This window comes from Streptomyces sp. NPDC047079 (assembly GCF_040643755.1).
In the GTDB taxonomy this organism is placed as follows: domain Bacteria; phylum Actinomycetota; class Actinomycetes; order Streptomycetales; family Streptomycetaceae; genus Streptomyces.
Genome location: NZ_JBEYUZ010000025.1, coordinates 61,355 through 79,709 on the forward strand (window position 1 = coordinate 61,355; position 18,355 = coordinate 79,709).

Genomic DNA, 18,355 nt, shown 5'->3' on the forward strand with positions numbered 1-18,355 from the left:
GTGGGCGCGTGCGGGATCTCGGCCGTCGGCGTCAGCCGAGCGGTCTCAGGGCGTGGGACCAGATGTCGTAGGGGACGGCGTTCGCGGTGGTGCCGTCGAGTCCCTTGAGCGGCAGTGGTTCGAGGCTCTTGGACAGATCCATGCGGTAGACGACGACCGCGGTCGACACGGACGTGGCCGTTCCGACGTACCAGGAGGCGGTGTCGTCGGGCGTCGTGCCGGCCTTCCCTGCGATCCGGTCGGAGGCGGCGCCCGCGTCCGGGTGGGCGATGCGGAAGGACTCGCCGAGCGCCTCGGTGACCTGGCGGGCCACCGTGGAGCCGACCGCCCGCTGGGCCTTCGGTGTCCTCAGGGCGACCGCGGCACCGTTGCGGGTGATACGGCGCACCGAGTACGGCTCGGTGTGCGTACCGTCCGCGGCGAAGGTGGCGTACCCGCTCGCCATCCGGATGGCGCTCGGCGTGGAGTTGCCGAGGGACAGCGCGGGCACCTGCGGGCCGATGCTGGAGGGGAGCAGTCCGGCCGCCTCGGCGGTCCGGCGCACCTGGGACAGTCCGGTGTCCATGCCGAGCTGCATGAACGGTGTGTTCGCGGACCGGGCGAGGGCCTGGCTCAGGGTGATCCGACCGTAGGACTTGTTGCCGTCGTTGTGGGCGGAGACCTTCCTGCCACTGCGGTCCCAGTACGGCCCCTCGGGCGTGGTGACGGGGATGCCGTCGTCGCCGTCGTACACCGACTCCGGGGTGACCGGGGTCGCGGGGCCGCCGCGGGTCTTGTGGACGCCGTGTTCCAGGCCGGCGGCGTAGACGAACGGGAGGAACGCCGAACCGGCCGGTACGGTCGTCGTGTTGGACTCGTTGAAGCCCTGCGTACGGTGGTCGGGGCCACCGTAGACGGCGAGGATACGACCGTCGGCGGCCACCGAGGCGGCGCCGTAGTGAGCGGTCTTCACCAGGTCGGGATGGTTCTGCCTGGCCTGCTTGCGGGCCTTGGTCACGGCGTCGGTGAGCGCGTCCTCCCGCTTGCGGTCGAAGGTGGTGTAGATCTGGTAGCCGCCCAGGTCGAACTGCTTGTCCGAGATGTGCGCGGACTTCTTCGCGTACTGCGAGGCCAGTTCCACCAGGTAGTCGCTCTGCTTGCCGGTGTCGTAGAGCGGGTTCTGCTTGAGCGGCTCGGGGAACGTCTTGTACTTGGCCCGCTCGGCCGGTGAGAGCTTGCCGATCTTGACCATGCGGTCGAGGATCCAGCTCCAGCGCTCCACGGCCCGCTGGTGGTTCGCATGGTTCAGCGTCGGGTCGTAGAGGCCGGCGCCCTTGAGCAGGGAGGCGAGGAACGCGGCCTCGCTCGCGTTGAGCCGGCTGACGTCCTTGCCGTAGTAGGCCTGGGAGGCGCGCTGGATGCCGTAGGTGCCGCGGCCGAACCAGCTGGTGTTGAGATACCCCTCGAGGATTTTGTCCTTGCTCATCTTGCTGTCGAGCTTGAGGGCGATCATCGCCTCGGTGAGCTTGCGGCTGACCGTCTGATTCTGCGTCAGATAGACGTTTTTGACGTACTGCTGGGTGATCGTGGAGCCGCCCTGGGTGTCGCCCTTGCCGACCGTGCGCCACAGGGCGCGGGAGAGGCCTTTGGCGGAAATGCCCGGGTCCGTGTAGAAGCTCTCGTTCTCCGCCGCGAGCACCGCCCAGCGCACCTGCACGGGTATGTCCTTCAGCGGCATCGCCTGCCGCTGCACCCAGCCGGTGCGGGCCATAGGGGTGCCGTCGGACCAGAAGTAGACGTTGTCCTGCTGGGTGGCGTATGTGTTCAGGTTGTCCGGTATGTCCGTCGCGGCGTACGCGATGACCAGGAACGCGCCGCTCAGCCCCATCGAGGCCAGCACGGCTCCGAGCCACTGCCGCCAGGAGGGCACCCAGCGCCGCCAGCCGGCGCGGCCCGGCCGCGGATACATCGGCTTGAACTTGCGGGCATAGGGAGCGAGCTTCTCGGCGTAAGGAGCGAGCTTCTCGGCGTAGGGAGCGAGCTTTCGGGCATACGGAGCGAGGGTCGCGGTGATACGAGTCAGGGCCGATGGCGGCGCGTTCTTCTTCCGGCCGGCGCGTCGCCCGGACATCTCCGGCCGTACGACACGCAGTTGCATGGTGGCGTCCGGCCGTTGCGGCTCGGTGGCGTCCGGCCGTTGCGGCCGGGTCGCGCCCGGCTCCGGTGGCGTCACGGCCTTCAACTGCATGGTGGTGTCCGGAGGCAGGGGCAGTCCGGCCTTCAACTGCATGGTGGTGTCCGGATCGAAAGAGACCTCGCCCTGGGCCTCGTCGGGGTGCTTTCCGTGTCGCTTCGGCGTCGCCCGGGGGCGGTCCGGACGGCCGCCGCCCTCGCTAGCCACGGCGGGCTCCGGTGTACGCACGGGTCCGGGGACACCGGCCCTGTATTCGCTGCCATGCCTCGGTCACGACTGCGTCTCCCTCCGCACTCGGTATTGCGCGCGCGGGTAGAAACAGCGGCCACGCATGTGGCTGCGAGCCCCCCTCACGACCTTGCGGCTCATCGCGGCTCATACAAATTATCAGCGGTCTATGTGATCCATCGGGTCAGGAGCGGCACTGAAACGGTCGTGCCGCGAATATTGAGGAGATCTTAAGGAGATTCCGTGGTCCTCGTGCACGAGTAGCCGCACCTTCGGCGCGCACGGACCCCTTCGGCGTCCTGGGACCGCCGGGAAACGCCGGTTAGTCTGTGGACATGCCTCGCTATGAGTATCGCTGCCGCACCTGCGGCGACACATTCGAACTCAGCCGTCCCATGGCGGAGTCCTCGACCCCCGCGACCTGCCCCTCCGGCCACGGCGACACGGTGAAGCTGCTGTCCACGGTGGCGGTGGGCGGCACGGCCGCCGCCCCCTCGCCGGCCCCGCGAGCAGGCGCCTCGGGCGGGGGCTGCTGCGGCGGAGGCTGCTGCGGCTGAGCCGAAAGGCTTTGGCCGAAAGACGGCGCCCCTCCGGCCGAGAGGCTTCGGGACGACTTGCCCGGAGGCGCCCCGCTTACCCGCAGACGCCCCGCACGGGCGGCGGCCCGTCGCCCGCACCTCGGCCCACGCACGGCGCCCCGCACGGACGACGGCTTACGCACGACGGCCCGCACGGCACCCCACGCACGGACCGCGGCCCCACCCGGACCGCGGCCTACGCCTGGTGTACCGCCTTCAGGAACTCCCGCAGGATCCGCTCCCCGGCCGCCACTCCCCGCTCCGGCAGGGCGCTGATCCCGGGTGCCGTCCAGTCGGCGTCGGCGAGTTCGCCGTGGCCGGGACGCCAGCCAAGGTCCGCCGCGAGCAGCAGGTCCGCGTCCAGCAGGGAGTCCCCGGCGGCCAGCGTCAGCGAGGCGCCGGTGCGGCGGGCGACCTCGCGCACGGCCGCGCTCTTGGTGAGCGGCTTCGGCACGGCGTAGATCTTGCGGCCCTGCAACGACACCGTCCAGCCGCGGTTCTCCGCCCAGACCGCCAGTTCCTTCACCCATTCCTCGGGCAGCAGCTCGCGCTCCACGACGAGATAGGCGAACAGGTCCTCGGCGACCCGGTGTTTGCGCACCCAGGCCGGGTCCGCGGTGGCCGCCAGATGGTCCCGCACCTCGGCCAGCGGCGCGCACTCGTCCGCGAGACGCGCGAGCACGGCCGTGTGCCAGTCGCCGTCGGAGATGCCGTCCACCAGCAGATGCCCGCCGTTGGCGCAGATGGCGTACGGCGGAGTGGGGCCGGGCAGGTTGATGCGCTGGTACTGCTTGCGGGTGCGGGTCGTGGTCGGCACGAACACCGCCCGGTCACCGAGTTCGGTGAGCAGTTCCGCCGCGGTCTCGGTCATGTACGACAGCGGTTTGCTCTCGTGGACCTCGACGCACAGCAGCCGGGGCGCCCGCGCGTCCGGCATGGTGAGCGCGAGCGCCGAGGACGAGTAGATCAGCGTACGGTCGAGATCGCTGGCGACGAGTACGGGGTTCATACCGCCACCGCCCGTCCGTCCGCGCCGGTGGCGCCCCGCGTGTACTGGGGGTGGATCAGCCCCACGCAGGTGTACGGGAGTCCGTCGACCTCCTCCACGGGCACGCCGCGCTGCTCGGCCAGCAGGCGTACGTGGTCGAGGTCGGCGCCGGCCCCGGATCGGGCCAGGATCTTCCAGGGCACCCGGCGCAGCAGCACCCGTGTGGTCTCGCCGACACCCGGTTTGACCAGGTTCACGTCGTGGATGCCGTACTCCTCGCTGATGCGTTCCACCGCCGCCCAGCCCTCCCAGGTCGGGGTGCGGTCGCTGGAGAGCAGTTCCTTGGCCTGAGTGTCGACGGCGCCCTCGACCTCACGGAAGCGGGCGGAGACGGCGTCGAGGAAGGCGACCGAGACGTCCGCCGCGGCGAGTTCGCGGTAGAACTTGGCGCCGTGGTAGTCGTGCTGTCCTACGAGGTCGGCGCGCAGGACGGTGCGTGAAATCAGGCCGGACACGGTGGAGTTGAGGCAGGCGGAGGGAATGAGGAAGTCCTCCCGGGTGCCGTAGGTCCGCACGCACGAGCCCGGGTCGGCGAGCACCGCGATCTCCGGGTCGAATCCGGTGATGCCGTCGGATGCCTGGAACTGACGTATGGCTTCGGATAGTTCGCGGGTGATGGCGCCCTTGCCGGTCCAGCCGTCGACGAAGACGACGTCGGCGGGGTCGTGGTGGCCGGCCAGGTAGCGCAGCGCGTTGGCGTCGATGCCCCGGCCGCGGACGATCGACACGGCGTAGTGCGGCAGGTCGAGGCCGTGCCGGTGCCGGGCCCACCGGCGCATCAGTACGCCGACGGGGGTGCCGGCCCGGGCGAGCGAGACGAGGACCGGCTGCGAGGACCGCTGCGAGAGGACGGTCTCGGTGACCACGCCGACGGCCTGCGCGAGCCGCGCGGCCGAAGCCTCCAGGGCCGTGTGGAACAGCGCCTGGTAATGCTCGCTCGGCTGGTACTCCACCGGGAGCGACTCGGCGTAGTGCGCGCCGCCGCTCTGGATCGCCTCCTCACGCTCCTCGGTGGGCGCCTCCAGAGTGACGTCCGAGAGGTCCTGGAGCAGCCAGCCGACCTCGTCGGGCGCGTACGAGGAGAAGGCGGGGCCGCGGAGGGGCTCGGGCAGCATGGCGGGCCTTTCGGGCTCGTACGGGGTCGTGGGGACGTAACTCGGGACGACCGCGAGCAGGACGTGCGGGGTGTGGGCGGCGAGCCGGTCGAGGAGGCCGCCGGGGGCGTGCAGCGCGGGGGTGTCGGCCACCGAGTCCACGACCGCGACGACGGCGTCGAAGCCGGCGTCCGCGACGTTGTAGGCGTAGCGCTCGCCGGGGCCGTCGGCCGGGTCGTCGTGGGCGGGGAAGACGATCCGGCTGCGTATCGCGTAGCCGGGGTCGTCGACCGCGAGGACGGGCGAGCGGGTGGTCGTGGAATAGCGGACCTCGGCGGGCAGGTGCCGCTCCAGCTCGTGGGCGAGCCTGAGCGGTGTGTACATCAGCTCCTCGGAGCCGAGCACCAGCACACGGCGGGCCTGCGGGGGCAGCGCCTCGGCGAGCCGCGCGGCCATGGCGGGCAACGCGCTCTCCAGACGCACCCGGTGCCCGGGGGTGAACCCGTGCCGTCCGCCGTCGGGCAGGCCGCCGGGCCAGCCGAGCGCGACCCGGACGACCGTCCCGTGGGCCTCCCGGTCGGGAACGGGCGACTCGTGCCGCGCCACCAGCTCCGTGCCCTTCTCCAGGACGTCCTGGGGCAGCCTTACGGTGCCGGCGGCGGCGGTGACCAGATCCACCCGGGCGCCGATCTGCCGGGCGAAGTCCTCCAGCCGCCCCAGATCGGCGGCCGAGCGCATGTCGACGAGGGCGACGACGACGTATCGCTTCCGCGGGTAGCGCTCGTGGAGGTCGCGGATCGTGTTCATGACGGTGTTGCCGGTGGAGAACTCGTCGTCGACCAGGACCAGCGGGCCGTCGCCCGCCAGCAGCGCCGGGTCCTGAGGGAGCAGCAGGTGTGAGGTGGCGTGGGAGTGGGACTCCTCGAAGCCTCCGGCGCGCGCGACCCCCTCGACGGGGCGGCGGGTGGAGTGCAGATAGGGCGCGTGGCCGAGGCCGTCCGCCACACAGTGGCCGAGACCGGTGGCCGTCTCGGCGTACCCGAGCACGACCGCGCCGCCCTCGCCCGGGCTCTCGGCTTCTCCCCCGCCGTCGGCGGCCAGCAGTTCCCGCACCCGGCGGCCGAGCGTGAAGCCGTGTGCGTAGACCACGGACGGGGATTGCGGGACGTGTTTGCCCAGCACGTTGGAGACGAGCAGGTGTGCCCGCTTGGGGTTGCGCCGGAGCGCGAGCCCCAGCAGCTCGGTCAGCTGTTCGTCGCCGACGAGTTCGACCCCGAGCCGCTCGGCGACCCAGGTCCCGGACCAGACCACGTTCTTCCTCGGTTCTTTGTCGTACGACGGCAGGGCGGCGGTTTCGGCGCTCAGTGCGGCACCCCGGCGGCCAGCAGCTCCACGAAGCCGATGTCCTCGTTGGCGACGCCGAAGACCTCGGCGCGCTGGAGGGTGCGCTCGGCCCAGGCGCGGTGCGGCTTCACCTCGTTCATCTTGTTCGTGTACGCGGAGCGAAGGACGCCCCCGCCGAGGCGCTCGGGCCGCAGGATGTCCTGCGCATCGCTGTACTCCTCGTGGCTCACCACGGACAGCGCGTGCACGGGCATGACGTGCGAGGGGTGGATGCAGGTCTTGCCGAGCAGGCCGTTGGCGCGGTCGAGGGCGATCTCGCGCAGCAGCCCGTCCATGTCGTGCTCGATCAGCGCCTCGCGCAGTTCCTCGACCTCGCCCTCCAGGAACGGGCTGCGGCGCAACTGCGGTTTGAACATCCGCTCCTGGACCCGGAAGTACTCCCACACCGGCCCGGTCACCGTGAACCCGGTGCCGTCTGCGCGCCCGAGGACGTTGACGACGTCGGCGATCACGGAGGCCACGATCTGCACGTCGTACGCCGTCATGTCGGGCGCTCTGCGCAGACCGTAGGAGGAGCAGAAGTCGGTGACGCCGAGGCGCAGCGCGAGGACCCGGTCGCGCCACTTGTCGACGGTGCGGAAGATGCCGGTCAGGGTCTCCCGGCGCGTCTCCAGGTAGAGCAGGTCGGGAGACTCCAGGACCGGCATGGCGAACAGCCGCCGCCCGCTTGCCGTCTCCGCCGCGGTCAGGGCCTCCAGAAACGGAACACCCCGCTCCTCGGTGAACTTCGGGAGCACGAAACCGGACAGCAGCCGCACGGCCGGGCCGAGCCGGGCCACCAGGTCCTGGATCTGCTCGGGGACACGGACGCGTATGAACAGCAGCGGCAGCTCCGCGTCCGGGCCGGAGGCGAGGTCGGTGAGCTGCCGGACCAGGTTCTCCTCCGCGTCCGCGACGTCCGCGTCGCCGATGGAGTCCTCCAGGCACAGCACCATGGAGACCACCCCGCGGCCCGCCTGCTTGACGACGTCGTCGGCCAGGTGCGGCCGGGTCGCCGGGCTGTACAGGGTGGCGCCGAGGGCGGCCGCGAGCACGCGGGCGGGCGAATCGGCGGTGAAGACGGCCGGCTCCCGATGGAAGAGACGCTGCCGCTCTTTTGGGGCGAAATGCCCGAAATGACGCATGAGACTCCCGCGTGATACTGAACGGCCCGAAAAGAGGTGGCCGGTAATAGTACGTAGAACCCCGTGACGTGGGTTCCCATCGGGCATGAAATTCAGGTAACTCGGCTGTGTCGGCCACAGGTCGGTGCTATGAGGGCAGTGCACCGGCACCGCGCCGGGGGCGCCACCCCCGCGTTGTCGTGGCCAGGACGGAGAGGGCAGGATGACGCCATGACGCACGCGATGCTGAAGGGGTCGAACCTACCGCTCAAGGTCACCGCGGTACGGGCGGTACTGCGCTGGGCGCCGGGACAGGCCGCGCCGGACGTCGACGCCTCGGCGCTGCTCCTCGGTCCCGACGGACGTGTGCGGTCCGACGAGGACTTCGTCTTCTACAACCAGCCCCGGCATCCGTCCGGGGCGGTCCGGCTTCTCGGAAAGAAGCGGGAGGCGGACGGGCTGACCGACGCGATCCAGACGGATCTGTCCGGCGTCGAGCCCGGCGTGGGCCAGATCCTGCTGGTCGCCTCGGCGGACGACGTCCCCTTCGACCGGGTACGGTCGCTGTGCGTTCTGCTGTACGACGCGGCCGTCGCCGACGGGGAGCCGCTCGCGTACTTCGACATCAAGCCCGAGACGGGCGCGGAGACGGCGCTTATCTGCGGGGAGCTGTACCGGCGAGGCGAGGGCTGGAAGTTCCGGGCGCTCGGCGAGGGCTACTCGAACGGGCTCAAGGGCCTGGCGAACGACTTCGGCATCTCGGTGGACGAGTCGGAGACCCCGCCGGCCGCGACGGGGCAGGTACCGACGGCGGCCACGGCCTCGGTTCCCGCCCCGGCCACCGCGTCCGTCCCCGCGCCGCCCGAGGTGTCGCCGCCGTTGCCGCCGGAGCAGCCGGTGCCGCGGCAGCCCACGTACGGGTATCCGCCGGCGCAGCCGCCGGCCTACGGCTATCCCCAGCCGGCCGCCCGCCCGGCGTACGGGTATCCGCAGCCGGAGACCGCCGTGGTGTCCGCGCCGGCGTACGGCTATCCGCCCACGGCGGCGCCCGGACCGGACCCGGAGTTCGAACTTCCGCCGCAGGGGCCGCAGTTCATCGGGCACTAGCGGGGCGGTGGACCGGGCGGCGGCCGGTCACGCCTTGGTCTTGTAGCCCCGGCCCCACTGGAGGCCCCACCCGTACAGCCGGTCCAGCTCCGCCTGGAAGCCGTATACGAACTTGACCTCGCGGCGCACGACGAGTTCACCTTTGGCGTTCTCGATCAGGACGACGGCGCAGGAGCGGGCCTGCGGGTGGCGTTCGTCGAGGCCGATCTCGATGCGCGGGCCGTTGCTGGGGTAGAGCGTGACGACGGCGTGCGTACGGTCGAAGGCGGGCGTCTGGTCGTAGATGTAGACGAAGACCAGCAGCCGCTTGAAGTCGTCCCGGTGGTCCAGGTTGACGAAGATCGTCTCACCGGTGCCGGAGCCGAACCGGTCGTCGCCGCTGAGCTTGATGTAGGGCGGGTCGTTCAGCTCCCCGAAGAAACCGCCCAGCGGCTGCACCACGCCCTTCGTGCCGTCGTTCAGCTCGTACATGCAGCCCAGGTCGAGGTCGACGTTGACCATGCTCTGGGTGTGGGCCTGCACCACCTCCGGAGTGAACAGCCGCAGGGGGTGGCGCAGCAGACTGCCCCGCTCGGGGCCCCCGATGTCGGAGGTCCGCATCCGCCACGACAGGTTGATGCGCAGGTTTCCGCTTGCCGCCCCCTGCTTGGTGAGCGAGACCCGGTGGTGCCGCTTGGTCAGCTCGATCGCGTTGGTCGCCGCGCTGCCGGAGTCGAAATCCGTCGCCCGCCCGCGCCACACGCCGTCCCAGAAACCCATGCCCGCCCCCTGCGCCTATGGTCCGACAGCCGCGGGGCGGCCGCCGAGGACGCGTCCTCACAGCCGCCCCGACCAGAGCGTTCCTCATCGAAACACGGTCCACACCACGGCACGGCCACAATCGGCGACTGAGCCGACGCCGGCTTGTGCGCCCCGGCGGCGAACCGAGCCTGGACAAGAGCGTCCTAGACCCCGGACGACACCTCAGTCCGCTCGTCCGAGGTCGTGTCTTTTCCCTCCGCCGCGGCGAGCGCCCGGTTGCGGCGCACCGAGGACCAGAAGGACCAGGCGATCAGGACGACGCCGACGAGACCCGTGATCACCTCGTTGATCTGGTACCGGATGGTGACCATCAGGATCACGGCCAGCGCGCCGATCGCGTAGTGCGCGCCGTGCTCCAGGTAGACGTAGTCGTCCAGGGTGCCCTGGCGGACGAGGTAGACGGTCAGCGACCGGACGTACATCGCGCCGATACCGAGGCCGAGCGCCATCAGGATGATGTCGTTGGTGATGGCGAAGGCGCCGATCACGCCGTCGAAGGAGAAGGACGCGTCCAGGACCTCCAGGTAGAGGAACATGAAGAACGCGGCCTTGCCGGCGAGAACGACCGCCGAGCGGTCCTTGCCGGTGCGCCGGGCCTCTTCCTCTCGCTCGTGCTCCCGCTCCTCCTCTTCCTCCAGCCGGTCCTCGAAGAAGCCGGACAGGCCGCCCACGACCAGGTACGTGATCAGGCCGGCGATACCGGCGATCAGGACCGTCTGCGCCTTGTCGGTGTGCGCGCCGCCGTGCTGGTGGGCGTGGGTGGCGAAGGTGAAGGAGGTGATCAGCAGGACGATCAGCGCGATGCAGACCGACAGCATGTCGATCTTGCCGAGCTTGGCGAGCGGGCGCTCTATCCAGCGCAGCCACTGGATGTCCCGGTCCTCGAAGATGAAGTCCAGGAAGATCATCAGCAGGAACATCCCGCCGAACGCGGCGATCGCCGGGTGGGCGTCGGTCACGAGCTGCTGGTACTGGTCCTTGTCGGTCAGCGCCAGATTGACCGCGTCAATCGGGCTCTTCTTCGCGGTGACGGCGACGATCACGACGGGGAAGACCAGCCGCATACCGAAGACCGCGATCAGCACGCCCACCGTGAGGAAGATCCTCTGCCAGAAGGCACTCATCTTCTTCAGGATTCCGGCGTTGACCACGGCATTGTCGAAGGACAGCGAGATCTCGAGGATGGACAGGATCGCCACGATGCCGAAGGCGGTCCACCCCCCGTAGAGGACCGCTGCGGCAAGGCCGACCGCGGTGACCGCGAACGACCAGCCGAAGGTTTTCAGAAGCACTGGCTACCCAATCCGTATGTAGGGGGCTCCCCCGTCGCCGTACCCGGCTTTACGAAACGTTGACTCCGAAGTCTAGAGCGATGCCGCGAAGACCGGACGCGTACCCCTGCCCCACGGCCCGGAACTTCCATTCGCCGCCGTAGCGGTAGACCTCGCCGAAGATCATCGCCGTCTCGGTGGAGGCGTCCTCGCTGAGGTCGTAGCGGGCGAGTTCCTGGCCGTCGGCCTGGTTGACGACGCGTATGAAGGCGTTGCTGACCTGGCCGAAGGTCTGGCCGCGCTCGTCGGCCAGGTGGATGGAGACCGGGAAGACGATCTTGTCGCACTGAGCCGGCACCTTGGAGAGGTCGACCAGGATGCTCTCGTCGTCGCCGTCGCCCTCACCGGTGAGGTTGTCTCCGGTGTGCTCCACCGAGCCGTCGGGGCTCTTGAGCTGGTTGTAGAAGATGAACCACTCGTCGCCGAGGACCCGGCCGCCACTGCACAGCAGCGCGCTGGCGTCGAGGTCGAAGGGGGCTCCGGTGGTGGAGCGTGCGTCCCAGCCGAGTCCGATCATCACATGTGTGAGATTCGGCGCGGCCTTGGAGAGGGAGACATTGCCTCCCTTGGCGAGTGTGACGCCCATGATGCTGGTCCTCCCCGAGATCTTGCGCTGTCCCGGGGGCGGAGACCCCCGGCGGTCGGGGGCCGGTCCCCCCAGTGGTCATCCTGCGGTCCGAGGGCGGACCCTCGGTGGTCGGGGGGTGGCTCCCCCGAGGATCGGAGGTGGAAACCCCCCGCTGAGCCAACGCGGCTCCCTTGCGACACACGGCGACGGAAACCGCCCGTTGGGGGGAGACCGCTCCGCCCACTGGACCGACGGCTCCACCCGAGAGACCGGAACACCACCGCCCAGCGGGCCGGGACCCCTCCTCCCGAGGAGCCGGGACGCCCGCCGTCGGAGACGCCCCCTCCCGACAAACCGGAGGCTGCCCCCGACAGAGACGGCCGCCCCGGTTGAACGGAGACGCCCCTCCCCGTGCGTCCATGCATCCGGGCCCACCCCACGCGCCGGCGCCGTCGGCCCCGGCGGGGCGGTGCCGGGCGTGGGGTGGGTCCGGGTTCGGGGTGAGCCCGGGTCAGACGTTCACGCCGAAGTCCTGCGCGATGCCGCGCAGTCCCGAGGCGTAGCCCTGGCCGATGGCGCGGAACTTCCACTCCGCGCCGTTGCGGTACAGCTCACCGAAGACCATGGCGGTCTCGGTGGAGGCGTCCTCGCTCAGGTCGTACCGTGCGATCTCCTGCTGGTTGGCCTGGTTGAGGACGCGGATGAAAGCGTTGCGCACCTGGCCGAAGGACTGCTGACGGTTCTCGGCGTCGTAGATCGAGACCGGGAAGACGATCTTCTCGACGTCGGCCGGGACCCCGGCGAGGTTGACCTTGATCATCTCGTCGTCGCCCTCGCCCTCACCGGTGAGGTTGTCCCCGGTGTGCTCCACCGAGCCGTCAGGGCTCTTGAGGTTGTTGAAGAATACGAAGTGCTGGTCGCTGACGACCTTGCCGGACGAGTTCAGCAGCAGGGCGCTGGCGTCCAGGTCGAAGTCGGTGCCGGTCGTGGTGCGGACGTCCCACCCCAGACCGACGAGGACCGCGGTCAGGCCCGGGGCCTCCTTGGTCAGCGATACGTTGCCGCCCTTGCTGAGGCTGACTCCCACGAGTCCTCCCATTGGTGTCCAGGGGCGGGGAGCCCCGTCGTGCGTTGGTATCGGATCAACGAGTCGATCCTAGTGACGGGTTCCCATGCCTTGCAGGCCTTGGAACCCAAGAATCACAGGGTGTCGAGCGCCTTCACATACTCGTTCAGGTCACGGGCGTCCGGCAGGCCGTTAACGACGGCCCACCGCACCACGCCCTCCTTGTCGATGATGAAGGTGCCGCGCACCGCGCAACCCTTCTCCTCGTCGAAGACGCCGTACGCACGGGAAGTGTTGCCATGCGGCCAGAAGTCGGACAGCAGGGGGTACTCCAAACCCTCCTGCTCACCGAAGACACGCAGGGTGTGGATGGAGTCGTTGGAGACCGCGAGCAGTTGGGTGTCGTCGTTGACGAACTTCGGCAGGTTGTCGCGCAGCGCGCACAGCTCACCGGTGCACACACCGGTGAAGGCGAACGGGTAGAAGAGCAGCACCACGTTCTTGTGACCGCGGAGGTCCGAGAGCCTTACGGTCGCGCCGTGGTTGTCCTTGAGCTCGAAGTCGGGGGCCTTGTCGCCGACCTGGATCGCCATGGTCCTGCATCCCTTCGGTGGGGCTGTTCGGGTGGGAACCACCCTACGCAGCGATCACCGCACGCCGACGGACGGGCTGACCCATGTCAGCCCGTCCGGGGCTTGGCTTCGGGACGAGGCCGTTCAGGCCGGTACGGGGGTCTGGGGCGAGGGCCCCAGACACCTACCGTCGGCGGAGCGTCACCGCTTGGACTTGGCCGCTTTCGGCGTCACCAGACGTGACCCGCTCCAGTCCTTGCCCACGCTGACGCTCTTGGACGCCGACAGACCCGCCGTCGTCGCGGCTTCAGAGATGTCGCTCGGCTCCACGTACCCCGTACGGCCGGTCTTCGGCGTGAGGAGCAGGATCGAGCCGCCTTCCTCGATGTACGTGATGGCGTCCACCAGCACATCCGTCAGGTCGCCGTCCTCGTCGCGGAACCACAGCACCACGGCATCGGCGACGTCGTCGTACTCCTCGTCCACGAGCTCGCTGCCGATGACTTCCTCAATGGCCTCGCGGAGCTCCTGGTCGACGTCGTCGTCGTAGCCGATCTCCTGGACCACCTGCTCGGGCTGGAACCCCAGCCTCGCGGCAGGGTTAGTCCGCTCCTCCGCGTGGTCCGCGGTCGCGCTCACGGGTTGCCTCCTGATCATGTCTTGATGAGTATCTCAGCCACGCGCGTACGCGAAGCATTGGCCGTAGTCCACACGGGCGGGGCGGATCGCGCAAGTACCCGGCCGTTCAGACCGCCGAAACGGTGACGATCCTGGCCGTGTCGCCGCAACTCCAGGCACCGTATCGCGCCGCACGGTGATCTACACCACACCGTTCTGCCCGGTTTGCGCATTCTGGAACCCTCTGCGGGTACGAGACTCGAATGGCTTTGCGGAACAGATCACGACCCGGGCGTATCGTTGCGTTTTGGTCGGGCCCGCCCGCGAAGACCCGTCCGCCGTAGTGGTTACCCCACGGTAGAGATGACGTTTCGCTCGCCCCAGGTACACGATGGGGAGCGGCGCAGGCACGTGCAGAAGTGGCCCTCTGACAGGTAAGGAACAGCGTGGCTTCCGGATCCGATCGCAATCCGATCATCATTGGCGGCCTTCCGAGTCAGGTTCCTGACTTCGATCCCGAGGAAACCCAGGAGTGGCTCGACTCCCTCGACGCCGCCGTGGACGAGCGCGGCCGTGAACGGGCCCGCTACCTGATGCTCCGTCTGATCGAGCGGGCCCGCGAGAAGCGCGTGGCCGTGCCCGAGATGCGCAGCACGGACTACGTCAACACCATCCCCACCAAGAGCGAGCCGTTCTTCCCCGGCAACGAGGAGATCGAGCGCAAGATCCTCAACGCCACGCGGTGGAACGCCGCCGTGATGGTCTCCCGGGCCCAGCGGCCGGGGATCGGGGTCGGCGGCCACATCGCCACCTTCGCCTCCTCCGCCTCCCTTTACGACGTGGGCTTCAATCACTTCTTCCGCGGCAAGGACGAGGGGGACGGCGGGGACCAGGTCTTCTTCCAGGGCCATGCCTCGCCGGGCATCTACGCCCGCGCGTATCTGCTGGACCGGCTCACCGAGGCACACCTGGACGGGTTCCGCCAGGAGAAGTCCAAGGCGCCGTACGGCCTGTCCAGCTATCCCCACCCGCGCTCGATGCCGGGCTTCTGGGAGTTCCCGACGGTCTCCATGGGTCTCGGCCCGATCGGCGCGATCTACCAGGCCCGGATGAACCGCTACATGGAGGCGCGCGGCATCGCGGACACCTCCCGGTCGCATGTGTGGGCCTTCCTCGGCGACGGCGAGATGGACGAACCGGAGTCACTCGGCCAGCTGACCATCGCCGCCCGCGAGGGCCTGGACAACCTGACCTTCGTGGTCAACTGCAACCTCCAGCGGCTGGACGGCCCGGTGCGGGGCAACGGCAAGATCATCCAGGAGCTGGAGTCCGTCTTCCGGGGCGCCGGCTGGAACGTGATCAAGCTGATCTGGGACCGCACCTGGGACCCGCTGCTGGCGCAGGACCGGGACGGCATCCTGGTCAACAAGATGAACACCACGCCGGACGGCCAGTTCCAGACGTACGCCACCGAGTCCGGTGCCTACATCCGTGAGCACTTCTTCGGCGACGACCACCGGCTGCGCGCGATGGTCGAGAACATGACCGACGCCCAGATCCTGCATCTGGGCCGCGGTGGTCACGACCACCGCAAGATCTACGCGGCGTTCAAGGCGGCCAAGGAGCACAAGGGCCAGCCGACGGTGATCCTGGCCAAGACGATCAAGGGCTGGACGCTCGGGCCGAACTTCGAGGGCCGCAACGCGACCCACCAGATGAAGAAGCTGACGGTCAACGACCTCAAGCACTTCCGTGACCGTCTGCACCTGCCGATCTCCGACAAGGACCTGGAGTCCGGCCTGCCGCCGTACTACCACCCGGGGCGGGACTCGGAGGAGCTCCAGTACATGCACGACCGGCGCAGGTCCCTCGGCGGGTATGTGCCGACACGCGTCGTACGGTCCAAGCCGCTCGTGCTGCCGGACGACACGGCGTACGCGGGTGTGAAGAAGGGCTCGGGCCAGCAGTCGATCGCGACGACGATGGCCTTCGTCCGACTCCTCAAAGACCTCATCAGGGACAAGGAGATCGGCAGGCGGTTCGTGCTGATCGCGCCGGACGAGTACCGCACGTTCGGCATGGACTCGTTCTTCCCCAGCGCGAAGATCTACAACCCGCTCGGCCAGCAGTACCAGGCGGTCGACCGCGATCTGCTGCTCGCCTACAAGGAGTCGCCGACCGGGCAGATGCTGCACGACGGCATCTCGGAGGCGGGCTGTATGGCCTCGCTGATCGCCGCCGGTTCGGCGTACGCGACGCACGGCGAGCCGCTGATCCCGGTGTACGTCTTCTACTCGATGTTCGGTTTCCAGCGGACCGGTGACCAGTTCTGGCAGATGGCCGACCAGCTGTCGCGCGGTTTCGCCCTGGGCGCGACCGCCGGCCGCACCACCCTGACCGGTGAGGGACTCCAGCACGCGGACGGACACTCGCAGCTGCTCGCCTCGACCAACCCGGCGTGCGTGGCCTACGACCCGGCGTACGCGTACGAGATCGCACACATCGTGCAGGACGGTCTGCGCCGGATGTACGGCGGCTCCGAGGAGCACCCGCACGGCGAGGACGTCTTCTACTACCTCACCGTGTACAACGAGCCGATCCAGCAGCCGGCCGAGCCCGCGAACGTGGATGTCGAAGGCATCCTCAAGGGCATCCACCGGGTCGGCGAGGGCACCTCAGGCGCCGTCCCGGCCCAGATCATGGCCTCGGGCGTGGCGGTGCCGTGGGCGCTTGAGGCGCAGAGGATCCTGGCCGAGGAGTGGAACGTCCGGGCGGACGTCTGGTCGGCGACCTCCTGGAACGAGCTGCGGCGCGAGGCCGTGGCCTGCGAGGAGCACAACCTGCTGCACCCGGAGGAGGAGCAGCGGGTGCCGTATGTGACGCGGAAGCTGAGCGGCGCCGAGGGTCCGTTCGTGGCCGTGTCGGACTGGATGCGGTCGGTTCCGGACCAGATCGCGCGCTGGGTGCCGGGAAGGTACCAGTCCCTGGGCGCGGACGGCTTCGGCTTCGCGGACACGCGCGGAGCGGCCCGCCGCTACTTCCACATCGACGCCGAGTCGATCGTGGTGGCGGTGCTCACCGAGCTGGCCGGGGCGGGCAGGCTGGACCGCTCGGTGCTGAAGCAGGCCATCGACCGGTACCGGTTGCTCGACGTGACGGCGGCCGATCCCGGCGTGGCGGGCGGCGACGCGTAGCCCCCCGGGCGTAAGAGATCCGAACAAAGGCGTAAGAGCTCCGAACAAAAAGGGCGCCCGGCTCGCATTTTGTTCGGAGCTCCAGCGCGGGGGCGTGAGACAGGAGGCCGTGCGCGGCCTGAGGAGCAGATCAGGGGCGGCGGGGACGAGCGCCGCGCCGCCCTCGTTCATTCCTTACGATGCGGGCATGGAGCAGCAATCGGCGCAGGCACGTTGGGAGAGCCACACCCAGCGGCCTTTGCTGGCGCTCGCGGTGGCCTTCGCCGTCGCCTATGCCGTGCCGATCGTGGACAGTGACGCGAGCCCCGCTCTGACGACCGGGTGCGTGGTGGTGGAGTGGGTGGTGTGGGCGGCGTTCGCCGCGGACTACCTGGTGCGGCTCGCGCTCAGCGACCGGCGCCGGGAGTTCGTCCGTACCCACTGGCTCGATCTGTGCGCGGTGGTCCTGCCGATCCTCCAGCCGCTGCGGCTGCTGCGGATGGTGGCCACGCTCATACTCGTGGGCCGGCGGGCGCGGATGGCCTCGCAGATCCGGCTGACGACGTATGTCGCCGGGGCGGTGATCGGGCTGCTGATGTTCGGGTCGCTGGCCGTGCTGTCGGTGGAGCGGGATTCGCCGCACGGCAACATCAGGACGCTGGGCGACGCGGTGTGGTGGTCGTTCACGACGATGACGACCGTCGGCTACGGGGACCACGCACCGACCACGGGGCTCGGACGGATGCTCGCGGTGGGGCTGATGCTGTCCGGGATAGCCCTGCTCGGTGTGGTGACCGCCAATATCGCCGCGTGGTTCATCGCGCGGTTCGAGAAGGACGACGTGGAGGAGCGGCGGCAGACGGCGGCGATCGAGGTGCTGACGGAGGAGGTACGGGCCCTGCGGGCCGAGGTCGCCGCGTTGTCGGGAGCGTCCGTGCCGCACCCGCATGCTCATGAGGAGGCGGGCCCCAGGCCGTAGCCGAGGGCCCGTGCTCGCTCCCCGCGGGTCAGAGCAGCCCGTTCCCGGGGGTTGCCAGGCCGGCCAGCCAGATGATCGCCAGGAGCGTGTCGATCGCGCCCAGGACGAGGGCGACCAGGGCCGGTACCGGGCGGCTGCCCGCCCAGCTGCGGCCCATGGCCAGCCAGCCGCAGACGATTGCGACCGGTCCCAGGATGATGCCGAGGACGAAGAATCCCGCGACCGCACAGATGACTCCGACGATCCCGAGTGTCGCGCGATCCGGCCCGGTCCGGGACCACGTCCGGCCCCGTGAGCGGGGGTACCTGCGCGTACCGTGTCCAAAGTTCGCCATCATCAACTCCCGGAACCTGGTGGTCGCTTCGGGTTCGATGACCGGGTACCCCCCGTTCCCCCGTTCAGACCTGCTTGCGCGCTGCCCCCCTCCGGCAGCGCGCCGCAGTCCGGCCGTCCTCCCGTCGTACTGCCCTGTCGTTCGGAGGACGTGATCCACTGTGACCTGCGGCGCGTGC

15 protein-coding genes are annotated in these 18,355 nt (G+C 69.5%); 4 read left to right on the forward strand and 11 right to left on the reverse strand.

Going from position 1 to position 18,355, the window contains the following annotated elements; translation table 11 throughout:
* Nucleotides 1-31 precede the first annotated feature (31 nt).
* Nucleotides 32-2,269, reverse strand: coding sequence for a transglycosylase domain-containing protein (locus ABZ823_RS25820; protein WP_361664980.1), 2,238 nt, complete (start codon nt 2,267-2,269; stop codon nt 32-34).
* Between the two features lie 467 nt (nt 2,270-2,736).
* Here ABZ823_RS25820 and ABZ823_RS25825 point away from each other — a divergent pair, with 467 nt between their 5' ends.
* Nucleotides 2,737-2,958: a zinc ribbon domain-containing protein gene (locus ABZ823_RS25825; RefSeq protein ID WP_361664941.1), complete on the forward strand. Its 222-nt coding sequence runs from the start codon at nt 2,737-2,739 to the stop codon at nt 2,956-2,958.
* A gap of 217 nt (nt 2,959-3,175) precedes the next feature.
* Here ABZ823_RS25825 and ABZ823_RS25830 read toward each other — a convergent pair whose 3' ends face one another.
* Genes ABZ823_RS25830 through ABZ823_RS25840 form a run of 3 tightly spaced genes read right to left on the reverse strand, consistent with a single transcriptional unit; the run spans nt 3,176 to nt 7,649 of the window.
* On the reverse strand, nt 3,176-3,988 hold the full coding sequence (locus tag ABZ823_RS25830; protein WP_361664944.1) for an HAD family hydrolase: 813 nt from the start codon (nt 3,986-3,988) through the stop codon (nt 3,176-3,178).
* Nucleotides 3,985-6,432 carry a phosphoribosyltransferase gene (locus ABZ823_RS25835; RefSeq protein ID WP_361664947.1) on the reverse strand — a complete coding sequence of 816 codons (2,448 nt, stop codon included), beginning with the start codon at nt 6,430-6,432 and terminating at the stop codon, nt 3,985-3,987. The genes ABZ823_RS25830 and ABZ823_RS25835 overlap by 4 nt, the downstream gene beginning before the upstream one ends.
* A gap of 50 nt (nt 6,433-6,482) precedes the next feature.
* Entirely contained in the window at nt 6,483-7,649 is a 1,167-nt protein-coding gene (locus tag ABZ823_RS25840) for an HpcH/HpaI aldolase/citrate lyase family protein (RefSeq protein WP_361664951.1), read from the reverse strand.
* Between the two features lie 210 nt (nt 7,650-7,859).
* On the opposite strand from ABZ823_RS25840, the gene ABZ823_RS25845 reads away from it, so the two are divergent.
* Nucleotides 7,860-8,735, forward strand: a complete 876-nt coding sequence (locus tag ABZ823_RS25845; RefSeq protein WP_361664954.1) for a TerD family protein — start codon at nt 7,860-7,862, stop codon at nt 8,733-8,735.
* Between the two features lie 27 nt (nt 8,736-8,762).
* Here ABZ823_RS25845 and ABZ823_RS25850 read toward each other — a convergent pair whose 3' ends face one another.
* The 6 genes from ABZ823_RS25850 to ABZ823_RS25875 form a co-directional block, all read right to left on the reverse strand.
* On the reverse strand, nt 8,763-9,494 hold the full coding sequence (locus ABZ823_RS25850) for a Tellurium resistance (protein ID WP_361664957.1): 732 nt from the start codon (nt 9,492-9,494) through the stop codon (nt 8,763-8,765).
* A 185-nt stretch (nt 9,495-9,679) separates the two neighbouring features.
* Nucleotides 9,680-10,828: a DUF475 domain-containing protein gene (locus ABZ823_RS25855; RefSeq protein WP_361664960.1), complete on the reverse strand. Its 1,149-nt coding sequence runs from the start codon at nt 10,826-10,828 to the stop codon at nt 9,680-9,682.
* 49 nt (nt 10,829-10,877) lie between these two features.
* Complete coding sequence (locus tag ABZ823_RS25860; RefSeq protein ID WP_361664963.1) at nt 10,878-11,453, reverse strand: TerD family protein; 576 nt, start codon at nt 11,451-11,453, stop codon at nt 10,878-10,880.
* A 493-nt stretch (nt 11,454-11,946) separates the two neighbouring features.
* Nucleotides 11,947-12,522 carry a TerD family protein gene (locus ABZ823_RS25865; RefSeq protein WP_361664966.1) on the reverse strand — a complete coding sequence of 192 codons (576 nt, stop codon included), beginning with the start codon at nt 12,520-12,522 and terminating at the stop codon, nt 11,947-11,949.
* Nucleotides 12,523-12,635: 113 nt separating this feature from the next.
* Nucleotides 12,636-13,094, reverse strand: a complete 459-nt coding sequence (locus tag ABZ823_RS25870) for a peroxiredoxin (protein ID WP_361664968.1) — start codon at nt 13,092-13,094, stop codon at nt 12,636-12,638.
* Nucleotides 13,095-13,274: 180 nt separating this feature from the next.
* Complete coding sequence (locus ABZ823_RS25875) at nt 13,275-13,712, reverse strand: DUF3052 domain-containing protein (RefSeq protein WP_234512879.1); 438 nt, start codon at nt 13,710-13,712, stop codon at nt 13,275-13,277.
* Nucleotides 13,713-14,137: 425 nt separating this feature from the next.
* On the opposite strand from ABZ823_RS25875, the gene aceE reads away from it, so the two are divergent.
* Together aceE and ABZ823_RS25885 are read left to right on the forward strand one after the other, a co-directional pair.
* Nucleotides 14,138-16,885: a pyruvate dehydrogenase (acetyl-transferring), homodimeric type gene (gene aceE / locus ABZ823_RS25880; RefSeq protein WP_361664971.1), complete on the forward strand. Its 2,748-nt coding sequence runs from the start codon at nt 14,138-14,140 to the stop codon at nt 16,883-16,885.
* A 187-nt stretch (nt 16,886-17,072) separates the two neighbouring features.
* A complete protein-coding gene (locus tag ABZ823_RS25885; protein WP_361664974.1) occupies nt 17,073-17,843 on the forward strand; it encodes a potassium channel family protein in 771 nt (256 codons plus the stop codon).
* Nucleotides 17,844-17,871: 28 nt separating this feature from the next.
* Here the strand turns inward: ABZ823_RS25885 and ABZ823_RS25890 are convergent, their stop codons facing one another.
* A complete protein-coding gene (locus ABZ823_RS25890) occupies nt 17,872-18,180 on the reverse strand; it encodes a small hydrophobic protein (protein ID WP_361664977.1) in 309 nt (102 codons plus the stop codon).
* Between the last annotated feature and the right edge of the window lie 175 nt (nt 18,181-18,355).

Bases quoted from the DNA above. Each gene is read 5' to 3' on its own strand.
- ABZ823_RS25850 (WP_361664957.1), bottom strand. From the start codon at position 9,494: ATGGGTTTCTGGGACGGCGTGTGGCGCGGGCGGGCGACGGATTTCGAC.
- ABZ823_RS25845 (WP_361664954.1), top strand. From the start codon at position 7,860: ATGACGCACGCGATGCTGAAGGGGTCGAACCTACCGCTCAAGGTCACC.
- ABZ823_RS25870 (WP_361664968.1), bottom strand. From the start codon at position 13,094: ATGGCGATCCAGGTCGGCGACAAGGCCCCCGACTTCGAGCTCAAGGAC.
- ABZ823_RS25840 (WP_361664951.1), bottom strand. From the start codon at position 7,649: ATGCGTCATTTCGGGCATTTCGCCCCAAAAGAGCGGCAGCGTCTCTTC.
- ABZ823_RS25820 (WP_361664980.1), bottom strand. From the start codon at position 2,269: ATGCAGTTGAAGGCCGGACTGCCCCTGCCTCCGGACACCACCATGCAG.
- ABZ823_RS25830 (WP_361664944.1), bottom strand. From the start codon at position 3,988: ATGAACCCCGTACTCGTCGCCAGCGATCTCGACCGTACGCTGATCTAC.
- ABZ823_RS25890 (WP_361664977.1), bottom strand. From the start codon at position 18,180: ATGATGGCGAACTTTGGACACGGTACGCGCAGGTACCCCCGCTCACGG.
- ABZ823_RS25885 (WP_361664974.1), top strand. From the start codon at position 17,073: ATGGAGCAGCAATCGGCGCAGGCACGTTGGGAGAGCCACACCCAGCGG.
- ABZ823_RS25860 (WP_361664963.1), bottom strand. From the start codon at position 11,453: ATGGGCGTCACACTCGCCAAGGGAGGCAATGTCTCCCTCTCCAAGGCC.
- ABZ823_RS25825 (WP_361664941.1), top strand. From the start codon at position 2,737: ATGCCTCGCTATGAGTATCGCTGCCGCACCTGCGGCGACACATTCGAA.